The organism is Pseudomonas graminis (assembly GCF_013201545.1).
Lineage (GTDB): Bacteria > Pseudomonadota > Gammaproteobacteria > Pseudomonadales > Pseudomonadaceae > Aquipseudomonas.
Window position 1 is genome coordinate 3,528,373 of sequence record NZ_CP053746.1, and the last position, 19,177, is coordinate 3,547,549.

Consider the following 19,177-nt stretch of genomic DNA (forward strand, 5'->3'; position numbering starts at 1 on the left):
CACCACGCCTTCTGTTCCATCACGCAAGCACTTCGCGGTGTCAATGGCTGCTGTAAGAGGTGAATACGACCATCTGCTGTCCGATTTCTCCCGTTGTCGTTGAGCTGCTATGGGTCGATAGCTGCCGCTCGCATTGGGTCGCAAAGCAGCTGCGCGCCGTACGCCAGCCAAGCATCTATGAGACGTGAGTCTTCACTAACTATCAGTCAGGCATGCGCGTGGTTAGAGCGTCAGTACTTCATCTAAACCCCCTCAATAAAGCTGTGTGCCGCGATCTTCAATACACGCGGCGACAGCGGTGAGTCCTTAAAAACCACCACGGTGCGCCTCCATTAATTCCCCCTTGACAAGCCTATCCTGCACACCACATGCGCACCCTCCACTGGATTCACTCCCCCCAGTGCTCTACATTGCACCCATCACCAAACACCCGCCGAGCCCCCAAAAATGCCTGCCTCCCGCCCAACCCTCCACCCTAAAGTCCTTCGCGCTGGCGACGCCGTAGCGCTGGTGTCCCCAGCCGGCCCAGTCGCCGCAGCCCGGGTCGAGGCAGCCGTACGGGAACTCACCTCCTGGGGATTACGCCCCCGCGTCTACCCCCACGCTCTGGACAACATCGGGTTCCTGGCAGGCACCGACGCCAATCGCATTTCCGATCTAAACGACGCCCTGGCCGACCCCGAAATCCGCGCTGTCCTGTGCAACCGTGGCGGCTACGGCGTTCAACGCATCCTCGGCCAACTCGACTACAACGCGGTGCTTCGTGATCCAAAACTGGTGGTCGGCTTCTCGGACATCACTGCCTTGCACGCCGCACTCTGGACCCACACGAGTCTCGCCACGGTTCACGGCCCGGTGGCGGCGCAGTTGGAGAAGGGCGGCATCTTCGCAAGCACGCTCAAGCAGGCATTGATGAGCACCGAGCCTTCCGTCATCCATGCCGCCCCGGCAGAACCCACCTTCAGCGTGCGCACGTCCGGCTCCGTCGAGGGCGTGCTGCTCGGCGGCAACTTGAGCATGCTGAGTACCTGCATCGGCACGCCGTTCATGCCGGATCTGGAAGGCGCAATCCTGCTGCTCGAAGACGTTGGCGAGCTGGCGTATCGGGTTGATCGCAATATCACCCATCTGCTCAATTGCGGGATTCTGCAACGGCTTGGCGGCATCGCGTTGGGTCAGTTCAGCGAGCCGGGTCACGGCAATAACCCGATCCGGCCGCCCGATGTCTTGATTGAGCGCCTGGGCGATCTGGGCATTCCGGTCTTGGGCGGTCTGTCCATCGGCCATGGCGACCGCAACTTGGCGGTGGCGTTGGGCACTCGTGCGGTGCTCGACACCGAGGCGGGCACCCTGACGGTGGCCCCGGCCACGCGCTAGTACGACGATCACCGTTCTGTAAGCGACCTCGCTCTAGCTATTTGCCATCATTCAGGCGCCAACACCTTGTTTTGCCCCTTGGGCATTGCGAATCTCCACGGATATTGATTGGCCGCGCGCGGATGGCCTTGCCATGTGCGCCCTCAAGCTGTGGAGCGGAAACTGATGATGTCTGCCGTGAAGACGCGTTTCGCCAATCTGGGGATGGCCAAGAAGCTGGGCATCGGGTTCGTGCTGGTGCTGCTGTTGACGGCGCTGGTCGCGGCCATCGGGGTCTGGTCGTTGCGCTCGATCAGCGCGCATTTCGACAGCCTGAAGGCGATGACCACTCTCAACGGTGACGTGAATCGCGTGCGGCTGCTGGAGCAGGATTACGCCTTGCACGGCGATCCGAAGGTGGTCGATCAGGTTCACGCCGGGCTCGATGGCCTGAATGCCCAGGCGGAGCAGCTAAAGGCGGGTGCGCCGATCAACGAGCAGGTGATGGGCCAGGTGCAACAGGCGCTGGCGGCCTATCGTGCTTCTTTCGACGAGTTCGTCAGCATCAGTCAGAGCAAGGACCTGGCGCTGGAAATGGCCAGTTGGTCGGTGTCCAGCGTCGCCAATAACCTCGACGTGTTGCAGGCGGGGCTGGCCGATGATGGCGCCTACACGCTGAAGGATTCCCAGGGCCAGCAGGGCGCGGAGTTCATCGAGCAGGCCGGTCAGGTCAGCCAGGTGTCCAAACTGATGATGCAGGCCATGGACGAGGCCCGGGTGCGCCTCGACAAGAGCCGCAAGACGGGCTCGGGCGAGGAGGTCAAGACCGGCAAGATCGAGCAGGCGGTTCAGGCGCAGGAACTGGCCGAGCAGCTCAAGGGCGTGATCAAGGACGCCGGTTACCTCACGGTGCTGACCGAAGTGGGCGGGCACATCAGCAATTTCAGCGACAAGCTCAACGAATACACCGGGCTGCTGGAGTCGGAAGCGAAGGTCTCGCAGCAACTGGCGAGCAACGCCAAAGCCGTGGTGCAGCAGGTCAATCAGGCCTACGACGCCGAAGGCCAGTCGATGCAGAGCGAGTTGCAGGCTAACTCGATGATGATCATCGCCTCTTCCGTGCTGGCGCTGGTGGTCGGGCTGATCGCGGCGCTGGTGATGACGCGCCTGATCGTCGCGCCGCTGCGCAGCGTCATTGCCACGGCTCAGCGGATTGCAGCCGGCGACCTGAGCCGCACCGTGAATGTCACCCGCAAGGACGAAATCGGCCAGTTGATGCAAGCGATGCAGCAGATGGGCGCGGGGTTGAGCACCATCGTCAGCGGCCTGCAGGCGGGCATTGAGCAGTTGGCGACGTCCGCCCATTCCCTGTCGGCGGTGACCGAGCAGACCAATCTGGAAGTCAGCAGCCAGAAGGAGGAGACCGAGCAAGTGGCCACGGCGATGAACCAGATGACTGCCACCGTTCACGATGTCGCACGCAATGCGGAAGAAGCGGCGCTCGCGGCGCAGACCGCCGACGCCAAGGTCGACTCGGGCCAGACCGTGGTGCGCCAGAGCATGCAGCGGATCGAACAGCTGGCCTCGTCGTCTCGTTCCGCCAGCGACTCCATCGAGAACCTCAGCGCGGAAATCCAGAACATCGGCACAGTGCTCGGCGTGATCAAAAGCGTCGCCGAGCAGACCAACCTGCTGGCACTGAACGCGGCCATCGAAGCGGCACGGGCCGGTGAGCAGGGCAGGGGCTTTGCGGTGGTGGCCGATGAAGTCCGCGCGCTGGCCAAGCGCACGCAACAGTCCACGGAAGAAATCGAGCGCCTTGTCAGCCGTCTGCAAAGCGGTGCCCAGGCGTCGGTGGCGCAGATTCAGAGCAGCGGCGAGCTGGTCAAGCTGGCGGTGAGCGATGCGCTGCAGACCGAGAGCGCGCTGGGCAGCATTGCCGCGGCGGTGTCGATGATTCAGCAAATGAACCAGCAGATTGCCGCTGCGGCGGAAGAACAGAGTTCGGTGGCGGAAGAGATCAACCGCAGCGTCACCAGCATCCGCGCCAGTGCCGACCAGTCCGCGCTGGCGATGCAGGGCAACGCGGCTTCCAGCATCGAGCTGGCGTCGCTGGGCATGGAATTGAAAGGCATGGTGGGGCATTTCAAACTGTGAAATCGGCGGCCCGTTCTTCGGGCCGCACGGCATGATCCTCAGGCGTTGCGATAGTTGAGAATCAGCAGCGTCAACACCCCCGCGACAATCCCCCAGAACGCTGAACCGATGGAGAACAGCGTGAGCCCCGATGCGGTGACCATGAAGGTGATCAGCGCCGCTTCGCGCTCCTTCGGCTCGTTCATGGCCACGGTCAGGCCATTGATGATCGAGCCGAACAGCGCCAGAGCCGCAATCGACAGCACCAGTTCCTTTGGAAACGCTGCGAACAGTGCCGCCAGCGTCGCGCCGAACACCCCCGCGGTGGCATAGAAAATCCCGCACCAGATCGCCGCCGTGTAGCGCTTGTCGCGGTCTTCGTGGGCGTGGGGGCCGGTGCAGATGGCGGCACTGATGGCCGCGAGGTTGATGCCGTGGGCGCCAAAGGGTGCGGTGATCAGCGAGATAATCCCGGTGGCGGTGATCAGGGGCGAGGCCGGCACCTGATAACCGTCTGCGCGCAGGACCGCAACGCCCGGCATGTTCTGCGAGGTCATGGCGACGACGAACAGCGGAATGCCGATGCTGACGGTCGCCGCGATAGAGAACGACGGCGTGGTCCAGACCGGCATCGCCACTTCCAGGGCGAAGCCGCTGAAATTCAGCAGGCCGAGCATGCCCGACAGCGCGACACCGACCAACAACGTCACCAGCACGGCGTAGCGCGGCGAGTAACGTTTGACGATCAAGTAAGTGAAGAACATGCCCAGCACCAGGCCGGTGCGGTGTTGTGCGGCGACGAAGATTTCGCTGCCGATCTTGAACAGAATCCCCGCCAGCAGTGCCGCCGCCAGTGATGTGGGCAAGCGCTTGACCAGCCGTTCGAAGCTGCCGGTGACCCCACAAATAATCACCAATACCGAGCAGGTGATGAACGCGCCGATCGCTTCGGGGTAGGCGACGCCGCCCAGGCTGGTGATCAGCAACGCAGCGCCCGGTGTCGACCACGCCACCGTGATCGGCGAGCGATAGCGCAGCGACAGCCCGATGCTGCACACCGCCATGCCCATGAACAGCGCCCAGATCCAGGAGGAAATCTGCGCCGAGGTCAGCCCGGCGGCCTGACCGGCCTGAAACATCAGCACCAGCGAACTGGTGACGCCGGTCATCATGGCGATGAAGCCGGCGACGATGGCGGAGGGCGAAGAGTCGGTCAGCGGTCGCAATGGCGCGAGGGGCACTTCAGTCATGCGGGTCTATCCTTGGCGCAACGGTTGAACAGAACCGCCAGCCTATACGCAGTGGTCATGCCCCGTTGCAATACAGCCATCGGCGCAATGGTCGGCACAGTTTCGGCCGCGGTCTGTAAACCGGCGGTTCAGCCGCGGGCCATCGTATTGCCCAGCGCCTGATTCACCGCCATCCAGCCATCCACCGCTTCGCGACCGGCTTCGGCAAACACCCGCTGCAGCAGCTTGACCTGCTCGCGGCGCAACGACTCTTCAAATTTGCGTCCCTCGGCGGTCAGCTCCAGCAGGCGCTTACGTTTGTCGTCCTCGGGCGCGACGCTGAGCACCAGCTCCATCTCGATCAACTGCCGCAGCGGCGTGTTCAGCGCCTGCTTGCTCACCCCCAGCTTGCCGAGCAGTTCCTTCACGCTCAGGCCCGGATAGCGGGCGATGAAAAACACAATGCGCTGGTGCACCCGACTCAATCCACGACGGTCGAGCATTTCATCGGCCTTGGCGGTGAACGCCTGGTAGCCGAAGAAAAACGCTTCCATGGCAATTTGCTGGGTCGATGAATTTTTAAGGTCAAGCATATTGACGTATCCGTGCGCAGCATCGTAATTTCGGTCAACCAGTTTGACGTATTCCCCTTTCTCTCCGCCAGCGGTGATCCGATGCCATTTTCCGAACGCGTTACCCGTTTGAAGAGTTCACTGATTCGCGAAATCCTCGCCGCCGCCCAGCGCCCGGAGATGATGTCGTTCGCAGGCGGATTGCCGGCCGAGGCCATGTTGCCCAAGAGCGAGTGGGCTGACATGCCGCGCAGCATCGGCCAGTACGGCATGAGCGAAGGCGAGCCGCAGCTGCGTGAGGCGCTGGCCGCTCAGGCGCGGGCGTTGGGCATCGACTGCGACGCGAGTCAGGTGATGATCGTCAGCGGTTCCCAGCAGACGCTGGATCTGGCCGCCAAGCTGTACATCGACAAGGGCACCGAGATCCTGCTCGAAGCGCCGACCTATCTGGCCGCGCTGCAGATCTTCCAGTTGTTCGGCGCCGACTGCCTGACCGTGCCGCTGCTCGCCGAAGGCCCGGACCTCAACGCACTGCGTCAGCGACTGGAGCAGCACTCGCCGTCGTTCGCGTACCTGATTCCCACCTTCCAGAATCCGTCGGCGGTGCGTTACAGCGAAACCGCGCGGGATGCGGTAGCGGCGTTGCTCGACGAATTTGGCGTCACCCTGATCGAAGACGAGCCGTACCGCGAGCTGACCTTCGACGGCGGCAGCGCCCGGCCCATCGTCAGCCGCCTGAAAAAAGCCAGCTGGATCTACACCGGCACCGTGTCGAAAACCCTGATGCCGGGGTTGCGCGTGGGCTACCTGATCGCCACGCCTGATCTGTTCCCGCATCTGCTCAAGCTCAAGCAATCGGCTGATCTGCACACCAATCGCGTGGGTCAATGGCAGGCGTTGCAGTGGATCGGCAGCGAGCACTATGAGCAGCATCTGCTGGAACTGCGCAGCTTTTATCGCACCCGTCGCGATGCGTTCGAGGCCGCGCTGCAACGGCACTTTGCTGATCTGGCCGAGTGGAACAGTCCCCAGGGCGGCCTGTTTTTCTGGCTGACGCTCAAGCACAAAATCGACACCCGCACGTTGCTCGACAGTGCCCTGGCGCAGAACGTGGCGTTCATGCCGGGCGAGCCGTTCTTTGCCGATCCGGACGCGAACCCGGGTTATCTGCGGCTGAACTTCAGTCACATCGACCCCGAGCGCCTCGACGAAGGCTTGAAACGACTCGCCGCCGTCATTCGGCACACACAGCTTTCACAGGCGGCCTGATACATTGCGCACACGCACGACCGGCACGACTGACGGCACACGATTGAGGGGAGAGGGTTGATGTACAAGGTTTACGGCGATTACAACTCGGGCAACTGCTACAAGATCAAGCTGATGCTCCACCTGCTCGGCACTCAATACGAGTGGGTCCCGGTGGACATCCTCAAGGGCGAGACCGAAACCGAAGCGTTTTTGGCGAAGAACCCGAACGGCAAGATTCCGGTGCTTGAGCTCGAGGACGGCACCTGCTTGTGGGAGTCCAACGCGATTCTCAATTTCCTCGCCGAAGGCACGCCTTACCTGCTGACCGAGCCGCGCCTGCGCACGCAAATGCTGCAGTGGCAGTTCTTCGAGCAATACAGCCACGAGCCGACCCTGGCGGTGGCGCGCTTCATTCAGTTTTACCTGGGGCTGCCAGAAGAGCGGATGGAGGAATACCACTCGCTGCACCGGCGCGGTAATAAGGCCCTGAAAGTCATGGAGCAGCAGTTGCTGCGCACGCCGTTTCTGGTAGGGGATAGTTTCTCCATCGCCGACATTGCGCTGTATGCCTACACTCACGTGGCCGATCAGGGCGGCTTCGACCTGGCGCAGTTCCCGGCGATTCAAGCCTGGCTCGCGCGGGTCAAGCAGCAACCGGGTTACGTCGGCATGCTGGATTGACGATTGGCGTTGTTCATTAAAAGGAGATGAGACATGCAGTACAGGATGATCGCGGTCGGCATGCTGATGGCGCTGGGCATCGGCTGCTCGGCCCAGGCTCAGGAATGCGACGCCAATCAGGCGTCGATGAATCAGTGCGCGAGCAAAGAGTACGCCGCGCTGGACGCGGAGTTGAACACGCAATACAACACGCAGATGGGCTATCTGAAGACGCCGGCACGCAAGAAAGCGCTGCAGGGTGCGCAGAAGAAGTGGATCGCGTTTCGTGACGCCGATTGCCAGTATCAGGCCGGCAAGCGGGAGGACGGCGGAAGCATGTGGCCGCTGGTTCAGGCGCAGTGCCTGTCAGCCCAGACCAAAGTGCGGGTTGAGCAGTTGAAGGCGTATACGGCGTGTCGTCAGGAAGGGTGCCCGAAGTAAAGGCGGAAGAGGCCGTGGCTTTCGCTGAATCTCCACCAGCAGACACGCCACCTTCGCGAGCAAGCTCGCTCCCACAGGCTTTGCGGGATGGCTGAGAGCGTGGGTGATCCCCGCTCTCACAAGTGGATTGCGTCAAACCGCTGAGAATCGCTTCTCCAGATAATCGATGATCACTTTCGATTCATACATCCACACCGTCTGACCTTCTTCCTCAATCCGCAGGCAAGGCACCTTGATCCGGCCGCCGCCGCTGAGCAGTGCCTGGCGATCCGGCTCGTTGTTCTTTGCGTCACGAAGGGCCACGGGCACGTTCAAACGGCGCATTGCCCGGCGGGTTTTCACACAAAACGGGCAGGCGTGGAACTGATACAGCGTCAGCGCTTTGGCCGACGCATCGACGGCAGCCTGGGCTTCGGGAGAACGCTTCTTCTTGCTCGGCCGGGTCAGGAAATCGCCCGCGATCACGAGCTGGCCGAGACCGACTCTCACTGCTTTCATCAACACGCTAAAACCTCACTCGGCGGCACGCGCCGCCAGACAGCCGCAGCCTGATGCTGCGGCCTTCAGGATGCCGGGATCACTTGATCAGGCTGAGAAACTCGGTGCGGGTCGCGGCGTTTTCACGGAACTCGCCCAGCATCACCGACGTGATCATCGATGAATTCTGCTTCTCGACGCCGCGCATCATCATGCACATGTGCTTGGCTTCGATGACAACCGCCACACCCATCGCGCCGGTGACCTGCTGAATGGCTTCGGCGATCTGGCGGCTGAGGTTTTCCTGGATCTGCAGGCGACGGGCGTACATGTCGACGATGCGCGCGACCTTCGACAGGCCCAGCACTTTGCCGCTCGGGATATAGGCGACGTGGGCCTTGCCGATGAAGGGCAGCAAATGGTGTTCGCACAGCGAGTACAACTCGATGTCCTTGACCACCACCATTTCGCTGTTGTCGGAGCTGAACAGCGCACCGTTGGTGACTTCTTCGAGGGTTTGCTCATAGCCGCGGCAAAGGTACTGCATGGCTTTGGCTGCGCGTTTCGGTGTGTCGCGCAGGCCTTCGCGGGAGACGTCTTCGCCGAGTTGGCCGAGGATGGCGGTGTAGTTCTGTTCCAGAGTCACAGAGTGTGTTCCGTGTGGGTTCAAAAAACGCAGGGTTGCGGGCCTGCAAAGGCGCACATAGTAGCGTAGCTGGGCGCGCAGGGGTACGGCAGGCGGCCGAGAGGCCTGCGGCATGGCGCCGCCGTGCCAAAAGCTCGCGCTCGGTCCCTTGAGAAAGCACAGCTCTGCGTATCAGTTTCGATACGCGATCGGTACCAAACCGCGACGCGGATTTACGGGCGCGTGCTGTCTCAAGCAGCAGGTGATGAATACCTGTGATCAAGCCCGCGTTAAGAGAGAAATCGAAATGTTGAGTCGTATAGCGAAAGTCGCGATGGTCATCGCGGTGATGTCGGCCATGTCCGGATGCTGGCCATTCTGGGGCCCGGGCGGGGGAGGCCATGGGGGGCACGGAGGCGGTGGCGGCGGTGGTCACTATGAAGGCGGCAGCCCTGGTGGCGGCGGCGGTGGCGGCGGTCCAGGCCCGCGCTAATTGTGATGTCGCTCTTCACTCGGCTGAGCAACTGGTTGAATGAGCACTGCAGAATCCGTAGGAGCCGGCTTGCTGGCGAACGCGTGGGGTCAGTCGATATTTGCGTTTCTGATTCAACGCGTTCGCCAGCAAGCCGGCTCCCACAGGAATAATCCGCTCAGGCAAACCACCCGCGGCAACCTGAGCACAACAGCAAGGCCTGCCTTACTCGTCACGCCCTTCCATCATGGTCCGCTTGAGGATGACGTACACCGCGCCGGCCCCGCCATGCTTGGCAATGCACGACGCAAACCCCAGAACCTGCTGATGCTGACGCAGCCATGTGTTGACGTGGCTCTTGATCATCGGCCGCTTGCCATCCAGCCGCATCGCCTTGCCGTGGGTGATACGCACGCAACGTACTTCCAGCTTGGCCGCCTCCGCCAGAAACTCCCACATCGTCTCGCGTGCCATTTCGACGCTCATGCCATGCAGGTCCAGGCTGCCTTCGAAGCTGATCTGCCCAAGCTTGAGCTTGCGCATCTGGCCTTCCTGCACCCCGTCACGCGCCCAGTACAGCGTGTCTTCAGGGCCGACGTCGATCACGAACTGGTCTGACAAACCATCAACGGTAATCGTCGCATCGGAGCGCACGGTGGCCGCCTGACGCAGCTTGGCCAGGTTCTTACGGTCGGTTTTGGGTTTTCCTACGTCCGCATGTTCAGTCTTGATCGGCTTTACGCCGCGAATCTCACTTCTGAACAGGGAAAAATCGTCGTCTTGCATGGTGGTCTCCGCGAAGGGGGCCAGTTTAACCGCGTCACGCCGGAATCGGCGCGACTATCGACGATTAAGACTATCGGGGATTAAACGGCAGCGGATGACGCGAAGGTCAGTCGTGTTTCTTCATCAGGTGGGGAGACATGTTCAGCTCGCCGGCACGACGACGGCGACGACGACTGCGGCGCCAGAACCAGATGCCTACGTACAGCATCAGCAAACCGACGATGACCGTGACCACGGCGCCCGCCGGACTGGCATTGAGTTCGCCCAGTGCGACAGGGTTGCCGATCAGGCTGGCGACACCGGCCATTGCCAGCAGCACGCCAGCGGTGGCCAGGACGGCCGAAATCGCAGCAATAATGCGCATCCGCCAGCTACCCTGGCCCTTGGAGCGCAGGCGACGGGCATCAAAACCATCGGATATTTTCATTCCGATTTCCTCTATGGGTATCGGCGCTCTGACCAGCACAGGGTGGGGTGGTTCCCGCCTGGCCAGGTTTCAGGGGCATCACGGGTAGATTACGGATAGGCGGTCTGGTGAACGGGTTAACCCCGCCTGACGACTGCATTTGTACGCCTTTTCTACAGGAACTGCCGGAAAATGATCGGTGCGAGGGCACACACAGTCAGCTCGGTCGCAACAGCTCCTGTCGAGGGAGGAATCAGATCAGGTCTTTGGTGAGCGCCAGTTTGGCGAAATTGTCGTTCATGATTGCCATCTCCGCCTGCTGCACCAGCTCGGCCTTGATGACGCCGCTTGGGGTCGGCAGGTCGCGGGTGGCGCAGGCGTCTTCAACCAGCGTGCAGCGAAACCCGTAATCCTTGGCCGCGCGCACAGTGGTGCTGACGCTGGAATGGCTCATGAAACCGCACACCACCAGATCCAGCCGGCCGCGGCTTTCCAGCAGGCTGTGCAGGGTGGTGCGGTCGTCGGTGGAAACGGTGCCATTCAGCGCATTGGGCAGGCGTTTTTCAATGATGATTTCATCGCCCTGCGGCTGCAATTCGGGGACGAACTGCCCGCGCTCGCCCTGAGGATCGAACATGCCGCCGACGGTGCCCAAATGACGGACGTGAATGATCGGCGACTTCGCTGCACGGGCTGCGGCGACCAGTTTGACGATGTTATTGATGGCGTCCTGAACACCGGTCAGGGCGAGGGGGCCGCTGAGGTATTCCTTCTGCGCATCGATGATGATCAGTGTGGCATTACTCAAGGTGGCCGCCGCGTATTCGCGGCCACTGAGTTGAAACATGGTCTTCGGACCAGTGTTTGGAACAGACATCGGGGGGCTCCTTCGAGTGGGGCTTTTGCCACATTGTCCACTGGCAGAGCGATTCTGTGAATCGCCATGCTCACAGGCCTCGCTTTTTTGCCGGGCTTCAAGCCGTCGAGCAGGTCGCGGTTGCTGTCATAGTGCCTGCAAAACGAGGCAAAGACTGAGGAAAATTTTGCGCGTGGCCGCCGCGCCCGGTGCGGGATCGTTTGTTGCGTGGAGGGCTGATAGAATCGCCCGTCGTTTTTTCAAGGAGTCTGCCGTGATCACTTCCCGCCTGCGCACCCTGCGCGATCATATCCGTTGGGCTGTCAGCCGTTTCCACGGGGAAGACCTGTTCTTCGGCCATGGCACCGACAATGCGTGGGACGAAGCTCGCCAATTGGTGCTCGGCGCCCTGCATCTGCCGTGGGAAATTGCCGACAGCTATCTGGACTGCAACCTCGAAGAGGAAGAGCTGGTGGCGGTTCAGCACCTGATCAAGCGACGCATCGAGGAGCGCGTGCCGACGGCGTATCTGCTGGGTGAGGCGTGGTTCTGCGGGATGTCATTCATCGTCGACGAACGCGTGCTGATTCCGCGCTCGCCCATCGGTGAACTGATCGAGCAGCGTTTCGCACCCTGGCTGGCTGATGATCCTGCGCGGATCCTCGATCTCTGCACCGGTTCCGGTTGCATTGGCATCGCCTGCGCCGACGTGTTCCCCGACGCTGAAGTCGTGTTGGCCGACCTGTCGTTCGAAGCGTTGGAGGTGGCGAATCAGAACATCGAGCGCCATGGCGTGGATCAGCGCGTTTACACGGTGCAGGGCGATGGGTTCGACGGCTTGCCGGGTCAGCGTTTTGACCTGATCGTGTCCAACCCGCCGTACGTCGATGCCGAAGATTTCGCCGACATGCCCGACGAATACCAGCACGAGCCCGAGCTGGCGCTGGCCTGCGGTGAAGACGGCTTGAATCTGGTGCGGCGCATGCTGGCCCAGGCGGCGGACCATCTGAACGAGAAGGGCTTGTTGATCGTGGAAGTCGGCAATAGCCAGGTTCACGTCGAAGCGCTGTACCCGGAAGTGGATTTCGCCTGGCTGGAATTCGAGCGTGGCGGCCACGGCGTGTTCATGCTGACGGCAGAGCAGTGCCGCAATCATCAGGATCTGTTTGCAGCGCGGATCTAGTCAGGCAGTCGGCGGGCCTGTTCCCGGCTGAAGCCGGTCCTACTCACCGCGCGGAATTGTAGGACCGGCTTCAGCCGGGAAGGCGTCGGTATTCACACAGCAAATCTGATGGCGAGCACACAGGCCTTTCCCGTCTTAAAGCCGGGTCACCGATGCGTCGCAATCCAGATCAGCAGGCCGGCCTGAAACACGGCAAACGTGACCAGGCAGGCGATGGTGAAGCGCAAGCCGCTGTCGTCCCGGCGGTATTTGCTGACCTTGTCTTCGGACTTCTTGATCGTGACGTCCTGTTCCTGAATTCGCTGTTCGGCCTGTTGCAGCATCTGCGCGGCGTCGAGGATCTGCACGATCTGGATTTTGTCGGCATTCCAGGTGTTATTGAGGTTGCCGACCTTGGCGTCCTTGAGGGTGCCTTTCAGGTGCTGGGCATCGGCGTAGGCGACTTCGAAACCCTGGGTCTTGAGGAAGTGATCGCGACGCAGGCGCGTGTCTTCGTTGAGTGCATCCTTGTTCGCCAGCGCGACACCTTCAATCTTGTACTCGGCGCATCGTTTTTGCGCCCAGGCAATGCCTTGAGCCAGCATGAAGCGGCCCAGGCCACGGTTCCATGGATCGATCTGCAGGCCGGACGCCGGGCCCACGCGAACGCTGCGATTGGCGTGATCCACCCAGATATCCAGACAATTCTGTTCTTTGCGGGTCTTCTGCCCCGGCAATTGGTAGCTCATGCGCAGCAGGCTGAATTCCTTGCTGTGGCGCTCGGCCTTGCCGAACTCGACGAAGCGTAGCGGGCGTGCGCCGGTTGCGCGATCGGTTGGGAGCGGCGCCAGACGCAGCATCGAGAAGTGCTCGGCGTGTACTTCTTCCCACAAGACAGGCGCGGCGACTTCGCCTTCTTGGGCATCGGTCGGCTCGACCGCGTCGGTTTGCATGGTTGCTTCTGTCATCACGGCGATCCTGTTATCGACATTGCCTGGCACATGGCACCGGCACACGATGCCAGCAGACTGCTATCGGCCGTTTGTGACGAAGCTGAAGGGATCGTGGGTCGACTCGCGCGCGGAAGGAAACCGGCCTCAGGCGGCCGGGATCGAGTCGAGGAATTTCAGGATGCGGTCAGTCACTTCACTGGCCAACGGCAACTGCGGATCCTTGTAGGACGCCAACTGACGCTTGATGTCCATGGGCACGATACGCAGCACATGGTTCATGCCGTCGATAATCGCCAGTTGCGAGTCGGGCTTGGCCTTGTGCAGCAATTCGGCGTCGCCCACCCCGACCTGCATGTCGTTGCGCCCCTGAATGATCAGGGTCGGGATTTTCAATTGCCCGAACGCCGCCGTCGGATTCTGCCGGAACAGTGAAATCAGATAAGGCTGCACGCTGGGGCGGAACACCACTTGAAGGGGCTCGGGCACGTCGTTGTCGGTCTTGCCGGCTTTGATCTCTTCGATCAGTTGTTCGCTGCGTTCCAGCAGGGGGGGAGGGAGTCGATCCTGCAGTTGCTCGCGGACCACTTGATCCACCGGGCGACCGGTGCCCGCCACGGAGATCAACGCCACGGCGCCCGCACGTTCTGCTGCCAGGGTGGCAACCAGTGCGCCCTCGCTGTGACCCATCAGAATCAATGGCCCCAAGCGCGAGTCAGTCTTGAGTTTGGCGGCCCAGGCGACCGCGTCGTCGACGTACTTCTCGATGCTCAGATCGCGCTCGTCCGGGGTGGCAGGGCGACTGGCCGCTACCCCGCGCTTGTCGTAACGCACGCTGGCGATGTTGTGCTTGGCAAGGATCAGGGCGAGACGCTTCATGCTGTCATTGCGTCCGCCGTCGGAGTTGTTGCCGTCACGGTCGGTCGGCCCTGATCCGGCGATGATCAACACCACCGGCACCGGTTTCGCGGATTTGGGCAGCAGCAGCGTGCCGAATAGCTCGCCGCTGCCGGTGTCCAGGCTGATGGGGCGCTGCAGCACGACGGGCGTGCCGGCGTGGGCGATGGATGACAGCAGGGTCAGGCTCAAGATGATCGCTCGCAGCGGCCAGAAGCCGCGAATCAGGGGTAAGGCGCTTAGCATTGCAGGACCGTCATCAATAAAGTGTCAATTGGACGCGGGCAAATGAATAAGGTTCGAGGATGAACTGCGCCATAAGCCTGCGTATACTGGCGCGCTTGAGTTTTTGAACGTCCTCGGAGCCTCCCGCATGTCCGGCAATACCTACGGCAAGCTGTTCACTGTCACCACTGCCGGCGAAAGCCACGGTCCGGCGCTGGTTGCCATCGTTGACGGCTGCCCGCCCGGCATCGAGCTGTCGCTGGAAGACCTGCAGCGTGACCTCGACCGACGCAAGCCGGGGACCAGCCGTCATACCACCCAGCGTCAGGAGCCCGACGAGGTCGAGATTCTCTCCGGCGTCTTCGAAGGCAAGACCACCGGTGCGTCCATCGGCTTGCTGATCCGCAACACCGATCAGAAGTCCAAGGACTATTCGGCGATCAAGGACCTGTTCCGGCCCGCCCACGCCGATTACACCTACCACCACAAATACGGCATTCGCGATTACCGTGGCGGCGGCCGCAGCTCTGCGCGGGAGACCGCCATGCGCGTCGCCGCCGGGGCCATCGCCAAGAAGTTTCTCGCCACCCAGGGCATTACCGTCCGCGGCTACATGAGCCAGCTCGGCCCTATCGAAATCCCCTTCAAGACCTGGGATTCGGTGGAAGACAACGCCTTCTTCAGTCCCGACCCGAGCAAGGTGCCGGAGCTGGAAGCCTACATGGACCAGCTGCGTCGCGACCAGGACTCGGTGGGTGCGAGAATCACCGTCGTGGCCGAAGGCGTGATGCCGGGCCTGGGCGAGCCGATTTTCGACCGTCTCGATGCCGAACTGGCCCACGCGCTGATGAGCATCAACGCGGTTAAGGGCGTCGAGATCGGCGCCGGCTTTGCCTGCGTTGCCCAGCGCGGCACCGAGCATCGCGACGAAATGAGCCCCGAAGGCTTTCTATCGAACAACGCGGGCGGCATCCTCGGCGGGATTTCGTCCGGGCAGCCGATCGTTGCGCACCTGGCCCTGAAAGCGACCTCCAGCATCACCACGCCGGGGCACTCGATCGACGTCGACGGCAACTCCGTCGAAGTCATCACCAAGGGCCGCCACGACCCGTGCGTCGGTATCCGCGCCACGCCGATTGCCGAGGCAATGATGGCGATCGTGCTGGTTGACCACCTGCTGCGCCATCGCGGGCAAAACAGCGACGTGCGTGTCACGACGCCGATTCTGGGTCAGCTGTAATGCCTGAGCCGGGCGCTGCTGCCGCGGTCATCTGAGCGTGGCGGCGCTTCCTTACTGGCGGCTCGCCAGCTTCTACCTCTTTTATTTCGCCCTGCTTGGGGCCACGGCGCCTTACATGGCGCTGTATTTCAGCCATCTGGGTTTTTCCGCCGCGCGTATCGGCGAACTGGTCGCGATCCCGATGCTGATGCGCTGCGTCGCACCCAACGTCTGGGGCTGGCTCGGCGATTACACCGGCCGACGTCTGGCCATCGTGCGTTTTGGCGCCCTCTGCGGACTGGCCTGTTTCAGCCTGATTCTCGTCGACACGTCCTACGCCTGGGTGGCGATGGTCATGGCGCTCTATGCGTTTTTCTGGCACGCGGTGCTGCCGCAGTTTGAAGTCATCACGCTGACGCATTTGCAGGGCCAGACTTCACGCTACAGCCAGATCCGGCTGTGGGGATCGATTGGTTTCATCCTCTCGGTGGTCGTGCTGGGCCGGATGCTGGAGTGGTTCAGCCTGGATGACTACCCGCAATTGCTGCTGGTTATTCTGATCGGCATTGTCGCCAGCAGTTGGTGGGTGCCGAATGCTCAGCCGGTTGCCTCTGGCGTTCGGGTCGCGGGCGACGGGTTTCTCAGGCAACTGATCAGGCCGGGGGTGCTGGCGTTTTATGTCAGCGTCGCGTTGATACAGCTGAGCCACGGGCCGTATAACACCTTTCTCACGCTGCACCTGGAACACCTCGGTTACACCCGCGGCATGATTGGCCTGCTGTGGGCGCTGGGGGTGATCGCCGAGGTGTTGATGTTCATGCTGATGAGCCGTGTGTTGCAACGGTTCAGCGTCCGGCAGGTGCTGATGACCAGTTTCGTGATCGCCGCCTTGCGCTGGCTTTTGCTGGGTAATCTGGCCGATCATCTGGCGATTCTGATCGTTGCCCAACTGATGCACGCGGCCACGTTCGGCAGTTTCCATGCCTCGGCCGTGCATTTCGTGCAACGCAGCTTCGGCCCGCGCCAGCAGGGGCAGGGTCAGGCGTTGTACGCCGCCCTTTCCGGCACCGGCGGGGCAATGGGCGCTTTGTATGCCGGGTACAGCTGGAACGCGCTGGGCGCCAGTTGGACCTTTGCCATTGCGAGTCTGGCGGCCGTGGCCGCTGCTGTTCTGACCGCCACATGTATGAAAGAGGAGCGCGTATGAGTCGCGAAGCACTGGCTCGGGAAATCATCGAAGCGGGGCAGTTTCTGTACGCCCGGGGCTGGTCGCCCGCCACCAGCAGCAATTATTCCGTGCGCCTGTCGCCGACCGAAGCGCTGCTGACCGTCTCCGGCAAGCACAAGGGTCAGTTGGGCATCGACGACGTGCTGGCCACCGACCTGGCCGGCAACAGCCTGGAACCGGGCAAAAAGCCGTCGGCTGAAACCCTGCTGCACACACAGCTTTATAGCTGCAAGCCGGGGGTGGGCGCTGTGCTGCACACCCATTCGGTCAACGCCACCGTCCTGTCCCGGCTCACTGCCGGTGATCATCTGGTGTTCGAGGACTACGAGCTGCAGAAGGCCTTCAGCGGAGTTTCCACCCACGAATCAAAAGTGGTGGTGCCGATTTTCGACAACGATCAGGACATCGCCCGGCTCGCCGCCAAGGTTCAGCCCTGGCTGGATCAACATCCTGACTGCGCCGGCTACCTGATTCGCGGTCATGGTTTGTACACCTGGGGCGCGAAGATGAGCGACGCCTTGCGCCAGATCGAAGCCTTCGAATTCCTGTTCGAATGCGAGCTCAAGACGCTGTCCGTCCTCAACCGCTGATCCCTGTTCTACGCACCGATCAATGCACCCAGCGTTCCCCAATGCCTGAATCAACGCGTCGGATCGGCCCCAGAGCCGGCAGACGCGGACTGAACCGAGGAAGCCCCGAAATGAGCAGTCTGTCCGTTTACCACGTGTCATCCCCCGAGCTGCCCAACAAGGTCCTGACCCATCTGGAAGACATCGCCTCGACCCTGGCCGAGCATGGCGTTGGGTTCGACCGCTGGCAGGCGGCGACGCCGATCACCCCCGGCGCCAGTCAGGAGGAAGTGATCGCTGCCTACCGTACCCAGATCGACCGGCTGATGACCGAGCGCGGTTACGTGACCGTCGATGTGATCAGCCTCAACAGCGATCACCCGCAAAAAGCCGAGCTGCGCGCCAAGTTCCTTGACGAGCACCAGCATGGCGAAGATGAAGTGCGTTTCTTCGTCGCCGGCCGTGGGCTGTTTACGTTGCATATCGACGATTACGTTTACGCCGTGCTGTGCGAGAAAAACGACCTGATTTCAGTGCCGGCCGGCACCCGACACTGGTTCGACATGGGCGAGAATCCGCACTTCGTCGCCATTCGCCTGTTCAACAACCCGGAAGGCTGGGTCGCCAAGTTCACCGGCGAAAGCATCGCCAGCCAGTTCCCGCGTCTGGAAGACTGATCAACATGACCATCAAAGCGATCCTGACCGACATCGAAGGCACCACCAGCGCGGTGAGCTTCGTCTTCGACGTGCTCTTTCCGTATGCCAAACAGCATTTGCCCGAGTTCGTTCGCGCGCATGCCGACGAACCCGACGTCGCCGCCCAGCTGCAGGCCGTGCGTCACGACAGCGGCGAACCTGACGCGAGTGTTGATCGCGTGGTCGAGATCCTGCTGCAATGGATCGCCGAAGATCGCAAAGCCACACCGCTCAAGGCGTTGCAAGGCATGGTCTGGCAGCAGGGTTACCAGGCCGGGCAACTCAAGGGGCACGTTTACCCGGATGCGGTTGAAGCGTTGAAACGCTGGCATCAAGCGGGGTACGCGCTTTACGTCTACTCGTCGGGCTCGATCCAGGCGCAGAAGCTGATTTTTGGTTGCTCGGAGGCGGGCGATCTGTCCGAGCTGTTCAGCGGCTTCTTCGACACCACCTCCGGGCCCAAGCGCGAGGAGGCGTCCTATCGATCAATTGCATCGAGTATCGGCCTCCCGGCGCAGTCCGTTCTGTTCCTGTCCGATATCGTCGAAGAGCTCGATGCGGCGCAACTGGCTGGCATGGCCACCTGCGGGGTAGCGCGCGACGGTGGAAAGCTGAGCGGCCACCTCACCGTCAGCAGTTTTGCGTCGATCGAGCCCAGCGTTTTCTGACGTTTCGGGCGTACTGCAAATGACGGCTGATGTCTTTGACATTGGCCGTTTTTGTTTCTAAATGCGGAAAACTGTAAGTAGGTTTTTGTTCTTTTGTGGGAAGTTGCTTGTTTCACGGTCAGGCATGCCTGTTTGTTTTCGACGCTGTGTTTAACCCATCTCGACTGTGTAACCCTTCGCCTGTCGGACCCTGACAGCTTTTGAATGCGCCGCGTGCGGTCGTGCTGACGACAGTACCTGGCGCTGTTTTCGAGCTGCCATGCATAAAAAATCCAAGGGGCATCAGGGCCGCGC

The 19,177-nt window shown here is 61.7% G+C and carries 20 protein-coding genes and 1 pseudogene; 12 read left to right on the top strand and 9 right to left on the bottom strand.

Going from position 1 to position 19,177, the window contains the following annotated elements; translation table 11 throughout:
• Positions 1-447: 447 nt before the first annotated feature.
• From FX982_RS15695 to FX982_RS24840, 3 genes and pseudogenes are all read left to right on the top strand, one after another.
• Positions 448-1,377 carry a S66 peptidase family protein gene (locus tag FX982_RS15695; RefSeq protein ID WP_172611546.1) on the top strand — a complete coding sequence of 310 codons (930 nt, stop codon included), beginning with the start codon at positions 448-450 and terminating at the stop codon, positions 1,375-1,377.
• A gap of 1,137 nt (positions 1,378-2,514) precedes the next feature.
• Positions 2,515-2,604: pseudogene (locus FX982_RS24835) on the top strand (HAMP domain-containing protein); the annotation flags it as partial.
• A gap of 204 nt (positions 2,605-2,808) precedes the next feature.
• A complete protein-coding gene (locus FX982_RS24840; RefSeq protein WP_438826332.1) occupies positions 2,809-3,513 on the top strand; it encodes a methyl-accepting chemotaxis protein in 705 nt (234 codons plus the stop codon).
• Between the two features lie 38 nt (positions 3,514-3,551).
• On the opposite strand, the gene FX982_RS15705 is transcribed toward FX982_RS24840, so the two are convergent.
• Positions 3,552-4,742, bottom strand: a complete 1,191-nt coding sequence (locus FX982_RS15705; RefSeq protein WP_172611548.1) for a benzoate/H(+) symporter BenE family transporter — start codon at positions 4,740-4,742, stop codon at positions 3,552-3,554.
• A gap of 128 nt (positions 4,743-4,870) precedes the next feature.
• Entirely contained in the window at positions 4,871-5,314 is a 444-nt protein-coding gene (locus FX982_RS15710) for a MarR family transcriptional regulator (RefSeq protein ID WP_172611549.1), read from the bottom strand.
• A gap of 81 nt (positions 5,315-5,395) precedes the next feature.
• Between FX982_RS15710 and FX982_RS15715 the strand changes: the two genes are divergently transcribed.
• The 3 genes from FX982_RS15715 to FX982_RS15725 are packed head-to-tail and all read left to right on the top strand — an operon-like array spanning position 5,396 to position 7,645.
• Positions 5,396-6,562, top strand: a complete 1,167-nt coding sequence (locus tag FX982_RS15715; protein ID WP_172613070.1) for a PLP-dependent aminotransferase family protein — start codon at positions 5,396-5,398, stop codon at positions 6,560-6,562.
• 60 nt (positions 6,563-6,622) lie between these two features.
• Positions 6,623-7,225, top strand: a complete 603-nt coding sequence (locus FX982_RS15720; RefSeq protein WP_122535146.1) for a glutathione S-transferase family protein — start codon at positions 6,623-6,625, stop codon at positions 7,223-7,225.
• Positions 7,226-7,258: 33 nt separating this feature from the next.
• Positions 7,259-7,645, top strand: coding sequence for a lysozyme inhibitor LprI family protein (locus FX982_RS15725; protein WP_172611550.1), 387 nt, complete (start codon positions 7,259-7,261; stop codon positions 7,643-7,645).
• A gap of 132 nt (positions 7,646-7,777) precedes the next feature.
• On the opposite strand, the gene FX982_RS15730 is transcribed toward FX982_RS15725, so the two are convergent.
• The 5 genes from FX982_RS15730 to FX982_RS15750 all read right to left on the bottom strand — a co-directional run bounded on the left by FX982_RS15730 (position 7,778) and on the right by FX982_RS15750 (position 11,288).
• Entirely contained in the window at positions 7,778-8,143 is a 366-nt protein-coding gene (locus FX982_RS15730) for a glutathione S-transferase N-terminal domain-containing protein (protein WP_172611551.1), read from the bottom strand.
• Between the two features lie 79 nt (positions 8,144-8,222).
• Positions 8,223-8,768, bottom strand: a complete 546-nt coding sequence (gene folE / locus FX982_RS15735; RefSeq protein ID WP_122535150.1) for a GTP cyclohydrolase I FolE — start codon at positions 8,766-8,768, stop codon at positions 8,223-8,225.
• Between the two features lie 676 nt (positions 8,769-9,444).
• Positions 9,445-10,005: a Smr/MutS family protein gene (locus FX982_RS15740; RefSeq protein WP_172611552.1), complete on the bottom strand. Its 561-nt coding sequence runs from the start codon at positions 10,003-10,005 to the stop codon at positions 9,445-9,447.
• A 106-nt stretch (positions 10,006-10,111) separates the two neighbouring features.
• Positions 10,112-10,432 carry a hypothetical protein gene (locus FX982_RS15745; RefSeq protein ID WP_122535152.1) on the bottom strand — a complete coding sequence of 107 codons (321 nt, stop codon included), beginning with the start codon at positions 10,430-10,432 and terminating at the stop codon, positions 10,112-10,114.
• Between the two features lie 232 nt (positions 10,433-10,664).
• On the bottom strand, positions 10,665-11,288 hold the full coding sequence (locus tag FX982_RS15750) for a cysteine hydrolase family protein (RefSeq protein ID WP_122535153.1): 624 nt from the start codon (positions 11,286-11,288) through the stop codon (positions 10,665-10,667).
• A gap of 253 nt (positions 11,289-11,541) precedes the next feature.
• On the opposite strand from FX982_RS15750, the gene prmB reads away from it, so the two are divergent.
• A complete protein-coding gene (gene prmB, locus FX982_RS15755) occupies positions 11,542-12,450 on the top strand; it encodes a 50S ribosomal protein L3 N(5)-glutamine methyltransferase (RefSeq protein WP_172611553.1) in 909 nt (302 codons plus the stop codon).
• Between the two features lie 146 nt (positions 12,451-12,596).
• Here the strand turns inward: prmB and FX982_RS15760 are convergent, their stop codons facing one another.
• A complete protein-coding gene (locus FX982_RS15760) occupies positions 12,597-13,397 on the bottom strand; it encodes a hypothetical protein (protein ID WP_172611554.1) in 801 nt (266 codons plus the stop codon).
• Positions 13,398-13,526: 129 nt separating this feature from the next.
• Positions 13,527-14,522, bottom strand: a complete 996-nt coding sequence (locus FX982_RS15765; RefSeq protein WP_172611555.1) for an alpha/beta hydrolase — start codon at positions 14,520-14,522, stop codon at positions 13,527-13,529.
• Between the two features lie 127 nt (positions 14,523-14,649).
• Here FX982_RS15765 and aroC point away from each other — a divergent pair, with 127 nt between their 5' ends.
• The 5 genes from aroC (at position 14,650) to mtnC (ending at position 18,883) form a co-directional block, all read left to right on the top strand.
• Complete coding sequence (gene aroC / locus FX982_RS15770) at positions 14,650-15,741, top strand: chorismate synthase (protein ID WP_172611556.1); 1,092 nt, start codon at positions 14,650-14,652, stop codon at positions 15,739-15,741.
• 31 nt (positions 15,742-15,772) lie between these two features.
• Positions 15,773-16,927, top strand: a complete 1,155-nt coding sequence (locus FX982_RS15775) for an MFS transporter (RefSeq protein ID WP_172613071.1) — start codon at positions 15,773-15,775, stop codon at positions 16,925-16,927.
• Complete coding sequence (locus FX982_RS15780) at positions 16,924-17,538, top strand: methylthioribulose 1-phosphate dehydratase (RefSeq protein ID WP_172611557.1); 615 nt, start codon at positions 16,924-16,926, stop codon at positions 17,536-17,538. The genes FX982_RS15775 and FX982_RS15780 overlap by 4 nt, the downstream gene beginning before the upstream one ends.
• A gap of 110 nt (positions 17,539-17,648) precedes the next feature.
• Positions 17,649-18,194 (top strand): 1,2-dihydroxy-3-keto-5-methylthiopentene dioxygenase, encoded by a 546-nt coding sequence (locus tag FX982_RS15785; RefSeq protein WP_172611558.1) that lies wholly within the window; start codon positions 17,649-17,651, stop codon positions 18,192-18,194.
• A gap of 5 nt (positions 18,195-18,199) precedes the next feature.
• Entirely contained in the window at positions 18,200-18,883 is a 684-nt protein-coding gene (gene mtnC, locus FX982_RS15790; protein WP_172611559.1) for an acireductone synthase, read from the top strand.
• Positions 18,884-19,177 lie beyond the last annotated feature (294 nt).

Bases quoted from the DNA above. Each gene is read 5' to 3' on its own strand.
- FX982_RS15695 (WP_172611546.1), top strand. From the start codon at position 448: ATGCCTGCCTCCCGCCCAACCCTCCACCCTAAAGTCCTTCGCGCTGGC.
- FX982_RS24840 (WP_438826332.1), top strand. From the start codon at position 2,809: ATGACTGCCACCGTTCACGATGTCGCACGCAATGCGGAAGAAGCGGCG.
- FX982_RS15705 (WP_172611548.1), bottom strand. From the start codon at position 4,742: ATGACTGAAGTGCCCCTCGCGCCATTGCGACCGCTGACCGACTCTTCG.
- FX982_RS15710 (WP_172611549.1), bottom strand. From the start codon at position 5,314: ATGCTTGACCTTAAAAATTCATCGACCCAGCAAATTGCCATGGAAGCG.
- FX982_RS15715 (WP_172613070.1), top strand. From the start codon at position 5,396: ATGCCATTTTCCGAACGCGTTACCCGTTTGAAGAGTTCACTGATTCGC.
- FX982_RS15720 (WP_122535146.1), top strand. From the start codon at position 6,623: ATGTACAAGGTTTACGGCGATTACAACTCGGGCAACTGCTACAAGATC.
- FX982_RS15725 (WP_172611550.1), top strand. From the start codon at position 7,259: ATGCAGTACAGGATGATCGCGGTCGGCATGCTGATGGCGCTGGGCATC.
- FX982_RS15730 (WP_172611551.1), bottom strand. From the start codon at position 8,143: ATGAAAGCAGTGAGAGTCGGTCTCGGCCAGCTCGTGATCGCGGGCGAT.
- FX982_RS15740 (WP_172611552.1), bottom strand. From the start codon at position 10,005: ATGCAAGACGACGATTTTTCCCTGTTCAGAAGTGAGATTCGCGGCGTA.
- FX982_RS15745 (WP_122535152.1), bottom strand. From the start codon at position 10,432: ATGAAAATATCCGATGGTTTTGATGCCCGTCGCCTGCGCTCCAAGGGC.
- FX982_RS15750 (WP_122535153.1), bottom strand. From the start codon at position 11,288: ATGTCTGTTCCAAACACTGGTCCGAAGACCATGTTTCAACTCAGTGGC.
- FX982_RS15760 (WP_172611554.1), bottom strand. From the start codon at position 13,397: ATGACAGAAGCAACCATGCAAACCGACGCGGTCGAGCCGACCGATGCC.
- FX982_RS15765 (WP_172611555.1), bottom strand. From the start codon at position 14,522: ATGCTAAGCGCCTTACCCCTGATTCGCGGCTTCTGGCCGCTGCGAGCG.
- aroC (WP_172611556.1), top strand. From the start codon at position 14,650: ATGTCCGGCAATACCTACGGCAAGCTGTTCACTGTCACCACTGCCGGC.
- FX982_RS15780 (WP_172611557.1), top strand. From the start codon at position 16,924: ATGAGTCGCGAAGCACTGGCTCGGGAAATCATCGAAGCGGGGCAGTTT.
- FX982_RS15785 (WP_172611558.1), top strand. From the start codon at position 17,649: ATGAGCAGTCTGTCCGTTTACCACGTGTCATCCCCCGAGCTGCCCAAC.
- mtnC (WP_172611559.1), top strand. From the start codon at position 18,200: ATGACCATCAAAGCGATCCTGACCGACATCGAAGGCACCACCAGCGCG.